This window comes from Acinetobacter sp. CIP 51.11 (assembly GCF_000369665.1).
Classification (GTDB): domain Bacteria; phylum Pseudomonadota; class Gammaproteobacteria; order Pseudomonadales; family Moraxellaceae; genus Acinetobacter; species Acinetobacter lwoffii_S.
The window spans coordinates 718,639-731,995 of sequence record NZ_KB850129.1; the positions used below are offsets into that span (position 1 = coordinate 718,639).

Annotated in this window: 12 protein-coding genes, 1 other RNA gene and 1 pseudogene; 7 read left to right on the forward strand and 7 right to left on the reverse strand. The window is 34.2% G+C overall.

Annotated elements, in window-relative coordinates; genetic code table 11:
* Nucleotides 1-75 precede the first annotated feature (75 nt).
* A non-coding RNA gene (ssrS, locus tag F894_RS14900) (6S RNA) lies at nt 76-259 on the forward strand.
* A 139-nt stretch (nt 260-398) separates the two neighbouring features.
* A complete protein-coding gene (locus tag F894_RS07245; protein ID WP_005246897.1) occupies nt 399-1,763 on the forward strand; it encodes a tyrosine-type recombinase/integrase in 1,365 nt (454 codons plus the stop codon).
* Between the two features lie 51 nt (nt 1,764-1,814).
* Here the strand turns inward: F894_RS07245 and F894_RS15065 are convergent.
* The 6 genes and pseudogenes from F894_RS15065 to F894_RS07270 all read right to left on the reverse strand — a co-directional run.
* Nucleotides 1,815-2,034, reverse strand: a pseudogene (locus F894_RS15065) (IS982 family transposase); the annotation flags it as partial.
* Nucleotides 2,035-2,040: 6 nt separating this feature from the next.
* Complete coding sequence (locus F894_RS07250) at nt 2,041-2,640, reverse strand: Cap15 family cyclic dinucleotide receptor domain-containing protein (RefSeq protein WP_005246898.1); 600 nt, start codon at nt 2,638-2,640, stop codon at nt 2,041-2,043.
* Nucleotides 2,641-2,663: 23 nt separating this feature from the next.
* Complete coding sequence (locus tag F894_RS07255; protein WP_005246899.1) at nt 2,664-4,406, reverse strand: hypothetical protein; 1,743 nt, start codon at nt 4,404-4,406, stop codon at nt 2,664-2,666.
* Nucleotides 4,407-4,440: 34 nt separating this feature from the next.
* Nucleotides 4,441-5,319: a nucleotidyltransferase domain-containing protein gene (locus F894_RS07260; RefSeq protein WP_005246901.1), complete on the reverse strand. Its 879-nt coding sequence runs from the start codon at nt 5,317-5,319 to the stop codon at nt 4,441-4,443.
* Between the two features lie 95 nt (nt 5,320-5,414).
* Nucleotides 5,415-6,023, reverse strand: coding sequence for a C40 family peptidase (locus F894_RS07265; RefSeq protein WP_005246902.1), 609 nt, complete (start codon nt 6,021-6,023; stop codon nt 5,415-5,417).
* Between the two features lie 284 nt (nt 6,024-6,307).
* On the reverse strand, nt 6,308-6,910 hold the full coding sequence (locus F894_RS07270; protein ID WP_005246903.1) for an HAD family hydrolase: 603 nt from the start codon (nt 6,908-6,910) through the stop codon (nt 6,308-6,310).
* A gap of 174 nt (nt 6,911-7,084) precedes the next feature.
* Here F894_RS07270 and F894_RS15270 point away from each other — a divergent pair, with 174 nt between their 5' ends.
* Both F894_RS15270 and F894_RS15070 read left to right on the forward strand, forming a co-directional pair.
* On the forward strand, nt 7,085-8,215 hold the full coding sequence (locus tag F894_RS15270) for an esterase/lipase family protein (RefSeq protein ID WP_005246904.1): 1,131 nt from the start codon (nt 7,085-7,087) through the stop codon (nt 8,213-8,215).
* Between the two features lie 53 nt (nt 8,216-8,268).
* Nucleotides 8,269-11,010: a hypothetical protein gene (locus tag F894_RS15070; protein ID WP_005246905.1), complete on the forward strand. Its 2,742-nt coding sequence runs from the start codon at nt 8,269-8,271 to the stop codon at nt 11,008-11,010.
* A 148-nt stretch (nt 11,011-11,158) separates the two neighbouring features.
* On the opposite strand, the gene F894_RS07285 is transcribed toward F894_RS15070, so the two are convergent.
* The gene (locus F894_RS07285; protein ID WP_005015630.1) at nt 11,159-11,368 is read right to left on the reverse strand and encodes a helix-turn-helix domain-containing protein; all 210 of its coding nucleotides are present in this window, start codon (nt 11,366-11,368) and stop codon (nt 11,159-11,161) included.
* Nucleotides 11,369-11,709: 341 nt separating this feature from the next.
* Between F894_RS07285 and F894_RS07290 the strand changes: the two genes are divergently transcribed.
* The 3 genes from F894_RS07290 to F894_RS07300 are packed head-to-tail and all read left to right on the forward strand — an operon-like array spanning nt 11,710 to nt 13,294.
* Nucleotides 11,710-11,979 (forward strand): hypothetical protein, encoded by a 270-nt coding sequence (locus F894_RS07290; protein ID WP_005015632.1) that lies wholly within the window; start codon nt 11,710-11,712, stop codon nt 11,977-11,979.
* Between the two features lie 49 nt (nt 11,980-12,028).
* Nucleotides 12,029-12,541, forward strand: a complete 513-nt coding sequence (locus tag F894_RS07295; RefSeq protein WP_005246906.1) for a DUF1376 domain-containing protein — start codon at nt 12,029-12,031, stop codon at nt 12,539-12,541.
* A gap of 9 nt (nt 12,542-12,550) precedes the next feature.
* Complete coding sequence (locus F894_RS07300; RefSeq protein WP_005246908.1) at nt 12,551-13,294, forward strand: ATP-binding protein; 744 nt, start codon at nt 12,551-12,553, stop codon at nt 13,292-13,294.
* Nucleotides 13,295-13,357: the final 63 nt, after the last annotated feature.

The following is a 13,357-nucleotide window of genomic DNA, read 5'->3' on the forward strand; positions in this document are numbered from 1 at the left end:
GGACATTCGACCGAACTGTTTACAGTTCATGAACAGCATAGAGTTGCCACACCGGGATTATTGTTTATAATTAACTTAACTCTGAGGTGTTCGCCAGCGGGTCTATTCCCCTGCCGATACTAACACTTATGGGTGTGTTCTGTATATTTAGAGTGTATGCCCATCTCCGTATGGGAAACCCAGCAAGTATACGTCGCATCCTCCTTGAACTCATCGGGTTCAGGGTAACGACACATGCAGCGGCATCTTCGGAGTACTTTAAGTGATTGTTTTTTAATAATCATGAACAAAATTTCTAAATTCTCTATCAAATTAATTTTCATTTTCTAGCCCTTTGTATACTCCATGTATACCAAAGATCTAATCACTAATTCAGCTAGTGCTGTTAGGAAATGAAAATGTCTAATAAGAAAGTAATTATTACCCTCTCGTTTGTTAAAAACCTGATTAAACAACTGTCAGATCCAAACGCGGAAGATTCATTAAAAGAATCAAAATCATATTGTTTTGATATTCCCACGGGTAAACAAATCTTCTTTCGTGACCTTAAACTTATTGGCTTTGCTATCAGGGCCACTCGCCATTCTCTGGTATATACCGTTGAGAAAAAGATGCCAAGTGGCGCTCCTTGTCGTGTAACCATCGGTGATCATGGTCTTTATACACCTGAAACAGCAAGGCAAAAAGCTACCGAGTATCTTCTAGAGATGTCCCAAGGGATAAACCCTAATGACAAAAAAGAACAGCTACGTCAAAAAGCTTCTCAGGAACGTCATAATCATCGGCAAATTCCGACTGTGTTAAATGCTCATAAATACTATATTGAATCTAAATCAGAGCTAAAACCCAATACAGTCGCTGTATATGACAGAGATATGAATCTGTATTTAAAAGATTGGCATCATTTAAAAATTACAGATATAACCATGGAAATGGTAGTTGAAAAGCATGCTGAAATATCGCAAACCAATAAATCTCATGCCAACATCACGCTTAAGCTATTTTCTGCAATTTACAATTATCATCGAAAAAGACTGACCAATAACAACCAACCACTTATAACGGAATTTAGCCCTGTACAGATTCTTTATCAGAGTGATTTATTTAACAAATTAAAACCTAGAAAAGGTTATATTAACAGTGAACAACAAGCAGACTGGGTATTAGCGATTGTTCAAACACAATGGCGGGGGCATGAAAAGGCGAATGAATACGGTTATTTGAACCAAGATTTCCTTTTGACATTTGTACTCACTGGTCTTAGACGTAGTGAAGTTGAGCAACTTGCGTGGGCTAATATTGACTTGAAGTACGGGACTTTAAAAATTATTAATCCCAAAAATGGTGATGACCTCCTCTTACCTTTAGGAGATACATTACTGCATATCTTTAAACAGCGAAAAAAATATTCGAATGGGTGTAAATATGTCTTTCCAGCAACGAATAATCAAACCCATATCAAAGATCGCAGGCATGTTCGTCACAAAATTGCTGAGACCACAGGTATCTCCTTTACCTTTCATGATTTAAGACGCACATTTACGTCTATTGCAAACCGTTGTGGTATTGGGATGTATACCGTTAAGGCTTTGATTAATCACTCTTATCAAGATGACTCAGATATTACTGCTGACTACACCCAAATTGATGCAAAAGATCTAAGGGATGCAATGAACAAGATTGAAAATCATATCCTCTCTGAGGAGATCAAAAATATGATTTTGGCTCGAGAATATTCAGTGAGGAAACTAGCTAGAAAATGAAAAAAGGATAATTTTTTTACTAAATTTCAAAGTAGTTAACCCGAATCCCGCTTAAGCCAATAACTCCGTAATCTGAATTATTGGCTTATTTGAATGGGTAAGTTGATATACAAATTCCCCTCAGAAATCCATGAATACTGCGTGCTTAACTCATCACTAAATTGTATCGCTCTTTCAACAAGCTGAATAATGTTTCTATGGTATTGCATTGTCTTAGGTGCTATTCACCTGATGTACAGAGTTGGCTAGCCGATATATTTTTCCGATGATATTTAAATCACTCATTAACTTTTTCCAAGCTTATTACACCAAAAGTTCTTCTACCTGAATTATTGAAGTAAGCAGCCTTACCCAATTTCAACTCTTTATCAAACTCAATCTCACAATACCCTTTATGGGAATTTAACTCATGAGATTTCTCTAACTCTGGTTCATTTCTATAACTATAACTGAGCAACCAACCACCAGTTGGTCCATATCGACGCGAAAGAGTCGCTGTATAACTTTCACTTTGGCTTTGTGCTGTTCTCAAGTGAATTGAAATACATTTCCAAGATTGTTCAATACCAATTATCCCATTCCAATCATACTTGCTAGAACCATCATCATTTAAAGTTTGACCTCTTATGTTCCACTCCCCACTAATATCAGGAATCTCAAAAAATGGAACCTTCCAAATCCACTTATTAAACAACCAATGAAGTGCAAAATATACTAAACCGGTCGTAATAGTTGCTTTTGTAAAAGCATCTAGGCCTGTCAAATTACTTGCCATAGATAAAATTTGGGCAATCCCACCTGCTATAGCAATCGCTGTAAATCCAAGCCATCTACCAATTGATGCTCTATCATGGCCAAATACTGCATAATCATGCATAAAGCTCTCCTAATATTAAATATTTAATCAATCAGATAACTTTCATCAAAATCAGGATGCACCTCAAACTTATCTGTTCCAATATAAATACGACCTACCTCTCTAGGAGTACTGTCCAAACGATCAATTGCAGTATTAAGCTGCTCACATTGTTCAGCATTAATATAGAACCTATGATTATCAAGCCAATTGCGAGAGTCATGAAAGTTTTCACTTGTCGATGCAATAAATGTTTTGATATATCTCTCAAGTAAAGAACGACTTACTAAACGACGAATTTCAGGAATAATATCAATAGTTTTATCATCTGATGCAACTAATGCAAGCGCACGCCTACCTTCAGAGTATACATAACGCACTGCTGAATTATATCTAGACCCCCTAGAGGGTGTGCATGCATCATTTACTTCACCATCCAAAATAACTCCAAATGCATGGCAAAAACCATAAGGATCAAGCAAAATTGTTCCATCAATGCCACTAATACTTTGAAGCAATGATTCAGTTAAACGCGTTGGCAAAATAGAAGTACCTTGTTTATTTAGCCTTGTAGCTTCTATAGCAGCATCTTCTGTCACTACTATCATACTTCCATATTCTTGTTTTATCTGAACTTTTAATAAATTCCACAAATGTAAACTATCCTCAACTGAAGATCGAGGAAATAAGCGAATATAATTTGCTGTAAAAGATTCTTGATCAAAATACTCCTGTGGAAGTTTAGCTACTCCATAATTACTCTGAAGAAACGCTTGATCTCCACAGCATAATTCCCAAGAATAATGATCAAGAAAATTAATAGTAAAAGCATCTTGTTCACTCGAATCATGAGTTGGTTTAAGATATCCTAAGCCATATATACACTGGCTATCGGCAATAATTGCAGCTCCAGATACCGCCATTTGTAAAATCTTACGAACCCAACGAGGTTCACGAAGTGCGATTGGTTGCTTAAACTGAATCAAATAATCAATAGCTTCATTCTCAGCGTTAATCAGAATTAAGCTCCCAATCCCTTTTCCCCCCTCATATAAAAGAGATGAAACCAGATTCAATTGTTCAAAAAGACCATCCCCATAGTATCGCTCCTCAATTGATAATCCGGGTGTCCGTAAAAAACCCTTTGCTGCAATTTGTATAATTTCCTCAGGACTTCTCATAGCCCTAAAAGTATTACGACCTGGTTCTGGGCTTTTAAGTCTTTCAGATACTTCATTAAGTACAGTCAAAATTGCAGCATGTATAAGACTACGATACCCGTAGCCTTGTTGGCGATTCCCTTTAGGTTTATCTGCTAATGCAGGGAATTTTATGAAAGTACTCGCAGGGATTTGGATCACTGGAGTAATATAATATCCACCTAAATATTGAGGTCCCCCACAAAAAGAAATTACACCATTAGATTCATCATAGTCTTTAAGTGAATCTTCCACAGCTCTACGAGTCGAATCCTGTCGCATCCATTTGGGCTTATCTCGATTACTTGCTTCATCGCCATAAAACATACTTTGTAAATGATGAGTATCATAAATAGCCTCAATCGAATCTAATAATCCTCTAAATATTGAAAGAGACCATCTTCCATCTTCTGGCTCAATGCATACCTCATTTCTATTTTTACTTTCTGGCCCCCTAGCGCCTACTAAAAAAACTTCAGCATTACCTTCCGCACCTAATTCTTTTAGTACATCTCTAATAAGAGTTTGAACGGATATTCTAAAGCTTTCTTGATACGCCCACATAAAAAGATAAATACCCCGAGACATTGAAATTTACCTAATTCATTAAATTATTATTCATTTATTTAAACCCACAATAATTCCAAGCAGCATGAGCAAATGCTCTACCATCCTGACGAGTCCATTTTTGTTGTGTATGAAACAGATAAAAACATTCATTCACTTCCAACCAACGATCTATATTTGGCTCATCTTCTAAAGAATGATAAATATAGCTAAGAATTTCTCTTAACATCAGTGTCCATGTAGATCTTGTAAAAATGTAGTCTGGACAGTTATATGCTAAGCATTCAATAAAGTACGATGGAAGCTCTTTGAATTTACTCTCTTGTGCCATTGCATTTTCTATACGTTTTAAAATTCTTACACATTTCTTATAGTTATAATTTGTCCTATTATTCTTATCCCGACCGTTTCTTATTTGCTGTAAGGGATAATTAGCTATACTTATACCATTAGTTTTGAAAATTTTCGTACCATCTCTATGGTAGTTTTCCATGTAATACCGATAGCTGAAACATGGAACTACATCAGCATTAACACGAGCTGTATTCGCATTAATTTGTATAGCCGTTACTCCTGACGTATCAACCTGATTAGGGAACTTCTTTTGCATTGCTAATACTAATTCTGCTCTTAACTTTGCAGGTGTCCATATCCCTTTATATGGCCCAGCAGATACCTGTCTTCGGTTGCCTTTTTCCTCTTCCTCCCAATATAAAGCGTCTGTACATTCTACTGCTATATCAACATCACTATCTGATCTAACATTTGTATTATTAGCATAAGAGCCTTTTGCATAAACCTTTAATGAACAAGCTTTAAAGGGAATATGCTCATCAATAGCTTGACGAATCATACGTTCAGCTCGATCTTGTTTATCTTTCTCAGTATCACTAGATGGTGCAGTCCAGGTTGATAAGGTGGCTTCTGTAATCATCGTAATTTATTTCTCATTACCTTACATAATTATAAAAAATGCAACTATTTGTATATGACATAAATTTCTTATTAGTTATATTGTTTAAAATTCATCTATATAGAAGTTTGAAAATAGTCACTTTCATGGACTTTATATTCATTATCCTTAAGTAAATAGCCAATAAAAAATCCAAAAGTTTTATCTTTACCAATATCTTGTGGGGATAATGTTTCGGGTTGATATACTACAGAAGCAGCAGAATCGATAATTCCTAAGTAAATAAATGCAGACACAACTAATTCCGAGCAAAAGTACACTTCTCTAAATGGATTTACTCTCTCCCCATTCCCATTGAAATAATTCTGGATTCGTTCTAAAGAATTAAATGAGGATTCTTCTTTGCGCTGTGAAACTCTCTTCATTCCAACTAGATTAAATTTTTTACCTATGCAATTTTCGGCAAACTCCTTCAAATCATTTAACTTTTGACTAGACCACACCTCTGTTTGTCTTAAAACTGCTAGATACTCAAAACTTTTCAGTAGTTCATTAGTCGTTGTATATCTAATCCCTCTCATATCTGCTTCTAAAATTTTTTCGCTATCTAGTACAATTGCAACATGTATATATCCACTTTCACCAGTCTTTTCTGCACTTCTATCTATATCTTCATAACACAATAAAAGATCACCAGCCCTAACACACTCATTTAACACTCTCATAATTATCACCCCATCAAAATAGTTAGTATGTTTGTAATAGAGAATTTTTTACTTCTTAGATCCTATTAGTTTTTAGCGAGTATTACCATATAAAAAGAAATTTGATGAATTAGAACTTTTATAAGCATCTTAGAATCAAAGGTAACGATATGCCGTAGCATCTTCATAGTTTTTTAAATTATGATTTTAAAAAATTTTGAACAAAACATTAGAGTTGATCGTTGTCATTTTTAATGTTTTAAGGTTTGTATTACTCCTATAAGTAGCCCGAAAATTTACCTTCTTTAAATTAATTCTTGAATGACACTTAACAGTTTTTGGTTTTTCTGACGTTCAATGAGCCTTGCTGACATTCCTAATGATAAGGGTGTTTCAACATCTAAGATGGGATGATCCCCGATAAAGAGCATTCCTGAAAAATCACAACCAAAATATGTCTGAATCACATCATAAATTTGATGATCTGGCTTTATGGCTCCAACCTCATAACTGAATGCAACAGTATCAAAAACATCAGGGAGTAGTTTTCTAAGTTGTTCACCATAAGGCATTGCTAAATTCGAGCACAGCGCAATTTTAAAACCACTTTCTTTCAAAATTTGAAGTGTAGGCACTGTATCTTCATAGAGTTGAATTGTGCTTAATTCAAGCTGAAGATCATGGTTGATCTCCTTCAAAAGTTGTTCTGGTAGGTCTGCTCCAAAAATCTTGGCCAATTGTGCAACATCAACAGGATTTGACATGATGATCTTTGCATCTTGTGCACTTGGATTTCTACCATTAGATTTGAGCCACTTCATCAATTTACGATATGGGGATCGACTCTCACCAATTTTGACGAGTGTCCCTAAAGCATCAAAAACAATAACTTTAGGCGATTGGTTCATGCTTCTTACTATGAATAAAGATTTTATATTGAGTTTAATCAGATGAAGACTAAGAAAATACACCTTCATTTATTTTATATTTTCAAATAAATTAGTAACTCAATAATTATATTGGAAAAAAATCATATTTTAACTATTATTCCTTCAAGACAATTTTAACCAAAAGATGGATTAATGAATAAATATATAATCTTTGTTCATGGTTTAACAGGACAGGTCGGTACTACATGGGGTAATTTTCCTAAGTTTTTGGATGAGGACCAATCCATTGAATATGAAGTGAAGGAATTTGGATATACCTCCCCTCATCTTGCTTGGCTATTCTTTAAGTCAGCTCCGTCAATTTCTAGTATCGCAAATGGCGTACTAAGCGATATCAAAGCTCATTGTGATATAGAAAATGATGACATAATCTTAGTCGGTCATAGCATGGGCGGCATAGTTATTAAAAAAATGTTATTAAAGCTGAATGCTAAAGGTACAAAACATAATATTAGCAAAGTATGTTTTTTCGATGTACCACATGAAGGGTCAGGCTTGGCTAACATTGGCAAATACATTAGTTGGAGAAATAGACATTTAAAATCACTAGTCAGTAATGCTAGCGACCTAGATGATATTAACGATCAATGGGTGGATAAAAGTATCGATCAATATTTAAACATCTTAAGTATTATTGATGCTGACGAAACTATAGTTTCAGCCATGAGCTCTAAAAGCATCTTCAGACATCATCAGATTGAAACTATAAATAATGTAAATCATTCTTCAATTGTCAAACCTAAAACAGAAATGGATAGCGTAGTTATTCATTTAAAAAAATTTATAAAATCAAAGCCTTCATTAGGAAAATTTAATTCGCAAATTGGTAAACCCATAGATCAATGGCTTAAATACGACGAACGCAAACACGAACTACCTTACAAAACTGATAATGCTCGACAATCAGCATTTGAGGCTTTAACTAATGCTCTTGAGTCTCAAACACCTTATGTAAGGATAACTGGTCTGTCTGGTTTAGGTAAATCTAGATTAATCCTAGAATATAAAAATAATAAAAAAATTGATGATAAAGAGTTTTTAGTTATTAATGGTGCAGATCTCAGATCGACCATACAAAGTGAGATATCAAGACTCTCTGAGAGTGGGATAACAGGATACATTATTATTGATAACTGTAAGGTTGAATTACACAATTATGCAGTGAATGCAATTGAAATTAATCACTCTAATCTTAAGCTAATAACAACTTATTTTATCATGATGAGCCAATACATCTTAAAAATAGCATTCCGATTAAATTAGAAAAGTTAGCATCCGAAAAAATTGATGAAATCATTCATGAACGTTTACCTCAATTGGATCCACCTTTAAGAAAACAGTTAGAGGTATTTATTGAAGGATTTCCATTATTAGCACAAATGGCTACACATGAATTACAAAAAAATGGGGCTTTAACAACACACTTCACTGAGCCCGAGCTAGTTGAAAAATTAATTAATGGCGATGGTACTCTTACCCATGAGTCTAAAGAACTCTTAATTGTTTTTTCGCTATTTGATTATTTCAAATTTCAAAAAGACAGTGGTCAAGCTTCTAATATTGATGCAGATTTCATTAATCGAATAGCTCAAACAGATCAAAAGTGTTTTGACAGAACCATCACTATTTTTAGTCAAAAAGAATTAATTAACTGCACTAGCAACTTTGCTCGAATAGTTCCAAAACCACTCGCTCTTAATTTAGCTATGCAATGGTGGAATAATAGTTTATTCGATAGCCAAGCAGCTTTAGTAAGTGAACTACCCGCATCATTGTTAGAAAGCTTTTGTAAGCAAATTAAATATTTAGATTCATCAAAGAATGTTAACGAGTTTATTGAAAACTTTTGTGAATCTCATCGCCCTTTCGGCCAAGCGGAACTGTTGCTTACTAAAGCGGGTTCAAGATTGTTCCGCGCACTAGTTGAAGTGAACCCTGTCGTTACAACTCAACTTATATATCGCATTATTAATAGTTTAAATGATACTGATATATTATCTATCTGTGGAGATGTTAGACGTAACTTTATCTGGTCATTAGAAATGTTGGTATTTCATGATTCTTGCTTCGATAAAGCTGCATGGAGTTTATTTAAGTTTGCTCAATTTGAAAACGAAAGTTATGGTAATAATGCTACAGGACAATTCGCACAATTATTTAGAACAAACTTGTGTGGTACTGAGGCAAGCTTTGAAAAAAGATTAGCTTTACTAGATAAAGCTATGGAAATTAATACTGAAAAATCGCACTTTGTCATCCTACAAGCTGTCAAATCAGCTATTAGCTCCCAAGGAGGCACTAGAATAGTCGGAGCTGAACATCAAGGTACTAAGCCAGAACTGATAGAATGGCAACCGAAAACATACACAGAAATATATGCTTATTGGCAACATCATCTGAATACATTAATTGATCTTATTAAGCATGACAAGATAACTGAGCAAGTTAAGAATGTATTTGGGCATGAACTCAGAGGATTAATAAAGTACCCTATTCAACAACAATTAGATTCCGTATTCAAGGAAGTAATTAGACTTTCAGGGAAATATTGGCCTTCAGCCTCTCAAGCAATTACTCATGCTTTTCAATTTGATACTAAAAGTTTGGAAACTGAACAAATTGAGCTTTTAAAGTCTTGGGAACAACTATTGTCACCAGATGATAATAACCTTGAAGAAAAATTGAAATTAATTATTCTCAACCCTTCTAGAGAATATGTTAAAGATAAAGATGGTCATTATATTGATGTTGCAGCTGAGGATGCTAAAGCTTTAGCGGAATCTATTAAAGAGACTTATAACGATTTAATCCCTCATCTTGAGATGTTGTTAACCTTTCCGGAACATAAACAAAGCTGGATCTTTGGTAAACATCTAGCCATGCAATTGGATAATGACGCCATAAATGTAATTTTGGACAAACTTGTAAACTTTTTACGAAATGATACGCCAAACAACATACAATTCTTTGCAGGTTTTTTATGCGGTATTAATAATAATGATATCAACAAATGGAAGGAAATAATTGAGCTGATTTCTTCAGATAAAGCTTTAATTCAATACTATCCAGACGCAGTACGAACAGGTGAATTCAACGCACATCATTTAGATATTTTTCTTGAATTAATTAAAACAGGTAGTCTATCAAGTAGCGCTGCATCGATACTCAATTATGGAAGTGTAACTAGACACCTTACTGAAAAAGAAATTACCGACTTTTGTTTATCTCTAAGAAAAGTTGATGCTACCGCAGTTTGGGTTGCATTAGATAATTTGAGTATGTACATGTTTGGACGAAAAGACCTTGATTTAAAATTAATTAATCAAACTTTAACTATCTTAGTTCTTAATGTATCGTTTAAAGAAAGTGATAAATTATATCAATTCGATAGTCATCATTGGTTAAATTCTGTAGAAAAACTATTAGCAACTGAACACAAAGAATTTGCTTTAAAACTATGCCTACATTTAATTGATCAAGTAGGTAATTACGACATCAATTATAATGATTTGTGGGACTATATTGGTGAAGCATTCTTTAAAGCGTTTGAGCTTCATGGAGAATACCTATGGCTGAATATTTCATCCAAGTTTTTAGATGGAAATTATAAAAAATCATATAGATTATTAGATTTACTAGGAAGTGGAAAGTCTTACCATAAGCGTGATAAAAGCATTTTTGATTTATTAGATGCTGATAGTGTTATGGAGTGGTGTAAAGATGAAACTGCACTGATAATTACAACTAAAGCAATAAGTATGTTTATTTCAGATGGAGAAAATAAATTTTTTAATCCATTACTCCTAAGATTAATATCTGAATATGGTGATAATGAATCTTTTAACAGTACAGTTGCAGCAAACTTTTCGAGCAGGTCTTGGATGGGTTCCCTTATTCCTTACTTACAAGAAGATAAAAAATTGATAGAACCTTTAATTGACCACGAAAATCTAAGGGTTAAAAAATGGTCAAAGAAATTTATAGATTATATTAATAACAAGATTAATTATGAAACTAAGAGAGAGGCTGAAGAAAAAATGTTAAGAGGATTTGACTAGATCTCAAATAACTAATTAAAGATTAAAAGGAATAAATTATGTTTTCAAAATATTATATCCATAATTTATTCCTTACCTCTTTATTACGTAAAGTATTTAACAAGAACTAATTAAAATAAAAAATTTAATATTAGTTTAATTTTATTGATTACTTATTGTCATCTTTATAAACCAATAAATCCCCAACTTCTATATTTAAAGCCAAACAAATCTTGTCAATCGTCTCAAAATCAATGCGTACAGACTCATCATTATACAGCTTATAGAGCGTACTTTTATTGATTCCAGTCTCTTTTACCAAATCTGCAACGCGCATCTTTCTTTCAGCTAATAATACAGCCAAGTTTGACTTAATCATATTTTTTCCTAGTTAAATAGTAAAAAATACTTGAAATGCCGTAAAAATATGATAATTTACGTCTAAGGAATAAATTTTCCTACTTTCCTAGTACTTTTTATGAGGTTAATTATGCCATAGCTGCAGATAATTCCCCATACATTTTACGAAGAACAAAAAATTCAGGCCTGTCCAAACAACTTATACCTCTCTCGCCAAAGTGAAACATAAGTCGTGCAAACAAGCCTGAGATACCACCAAGACGTAAATCATGAGGTATTTACTAATGATAAAGAAAATAACGCATAAACAACATCCCTATTTCCTTGTACTACCTAATTTTGGCTGTCAGGAGATTCAATATGTTGGATAAATCAATATTCGATGGTGTCGTTGTTTGTAAAGCTGCCGATGCGATGGCAAATCATATCATTCATGAGTTTGAAATCCCTCGTTTAGATCAACTCGCTCCCAAACTTAAAGTAAACAGCTGCTTCAATGATCATCAGGCACTTCGTTTGTGGGCTGACCGTTTATGTGAAAGCTATCCTATAACTCATGACTTCACCATATACGACTTAGAAGATCTCATCCAAACAGCTCGTACACGTTTTCTAAAACTATTTTCTTAATTCTATACAGGGTCATGATTGCAATGCCCCTGCCTTTAATAGGTTCAAAATGAATACTGACGCAACAATCTGGATGCCGTTGTACATTGGTGATCTTCAAGCGAAATTTACTCGCCTCTCGAGTGAGCAAGTTGGTGCTACCCTTTTTCTTATGATGGACTTTTGGAAAAATGGTCCTATACCAAGCGAAACTCACATTTTGATGAGTGTGACCAAACTAACAAGTCCTAAAACCAAAAGTTTGATGTCTACTTTAAAAACTCTGAATCTTTTTGAAGAAGCGAATGGTTTCATTCAATCTCATTATTTCACCGCTTTAAAAGAACAGGCTATTCAGAATCAAAAAATGAAATCTGAACGTGGCAAAGTCGCAGCAGAAGCTCGCTGGAATAAAAGCACAAGTAATGCTAATGCATCAAATTCGCAATGCTCTAGCAATGCACAAGCATTACTTGAAGAATGCCCTTCATCTTCATCTTCATCTTCATCTTCATCTTCATCTTCACCTCAAAGACAGGATGATAAAAATGAAGCGAAACCAATAAATCAAAAATGGATCTAGGAGTAGATAATGAATATAGCTATTGATCTATTAAAAACTCCTAATGAAGTTTTAACTACCCTGTGCTCAAAACATGGTTACCCATTAATAAAAGTTGGTAACCATCAGTTATGCAAAGTCTGTGCGAAAGAAAATCTTGAACAAACGAATAAACAACACCAGGAAGAGTTACAGCAAAAGCTGTTACAACACCGTATTCATAGCTCAGGGTTAAATCAACGCTATTTGGAATGTGGCTTTTCTAATTATAGTGCTAGTACTACTGAACAGCAGCAAGTTGTCGAATGCTGTCAGAATTTCACACAGCAATTATTAAACGGATCGAAATCCAACCTTATCCTTTATGGCACACCAGGTACTGGAAAAACTCACCTAGGATCAGCGATCATTCGAAATGTTATCTGTAAAACCAAAATGTCATCTCGTTATATAACGAGTGCTCAGATAGCAAAAACCATTATGGATTCATGGAGCATTGAAGACCAATCTGAAGAACAATGGATTCAATTTTTTGCTGATTTTGATTTACTGGTCTTAGATGAATATGGGCTAAATGATCGTCATTCAGCTCGTTTAGAGCTTATCCATAAAGTGCTATACAAACGCTATGACATGATGAAGCCAACCGTGATTATTTCTAATTTTATCCTTGATGCGCTTGAGACTGATTTAGGTATGAGGCTTTGGTCAAGATTACATGAAAATCAATTAATCACTGTGCCTTGTTATTGGTCAGATCACAGGATGAAATAGCTAAAAAAGCCTTGGCACTGCCAAGGCGTTTTAATATTCAGCCGAATCGTTACATCTCAAAAC

Bases quoted from the DNA above. Each gene is read 5' to 3' on its own strand.
- F894_RS07285 (WP_005015630.1), bottom strand. From the start codon at position 11,368: ATGATTAAGTCAAACTTGGCTGTATTATTAGCTGAAAGAAAGATGCGC.
- F894_RS07290 (WP_005015632.1), top strand. From the start codon at position 11,710: ATGTTGGATAAATCAATATTCGATGGTGTCGTTGTTTGTAAAGCTGCC.
- F894_RS07265 (WP_005246902.1), bottom strand. From the start codon at position 6,023: ATGAGAGTGTTAAATGAGTGTGTTAGGGCTGGTGATCTTTTATTGTGT.
- F894_RS07270 (WP_005246903.1), bottom strand. From the start codon at position 6,910: ATGAACCAATCGCCTAAAGTTATTGTTTTTGATGCTTTAGGGACACTC.
- F894_RS07295 (WP_005246906.1), top strand. From the start codon at position 12,029: ATGAATACTGACGCAACAATCTGGATGCCGTTGTACATTGGTGATCTT.
- F894_RS07300 (WP_005246908.1), top strand. From the start codon at position 12,551: ATGAATATAGCTATTGATCTATTAAAAACTCCTAATGAAGTTTTAACT.
- F894_RS07260 (WP_005246901.1), bottom strand. From the start codon at position 5,319: ATGATTACAGAAGCCACCTTATCAACCTGGACTGCACCATCTAGTGAT.
- F894_RS07245 (WP_005246897.1), top strand. From the start codon at position 399: ATGTCTAATAAGAAAGTAATTATTACCCTCTCGTTTGTTAAAAACCTG.
- F894_RS07250 (WP_005246898.1), bottom strand. From the start codon at position 2,640: ATGCATGATTATGCAGTATTTGGCCATGATAGAGCATCAATTGGTAGA.
- F894_RS07255 (WP_005246899.1), bottom strand. From the start codon at position 4,406: ATGTCTCGGGGTATTTATCTTTTTATGTGGGCGTATCAAGAAAGCTTT.
- F894_RS15270 (WP_005246904.1), top strand. From the start codon at position 7,085: ATGAATAAATATATAATCTTTGTTCATGGTTTAACAGGACAGGTCGGT.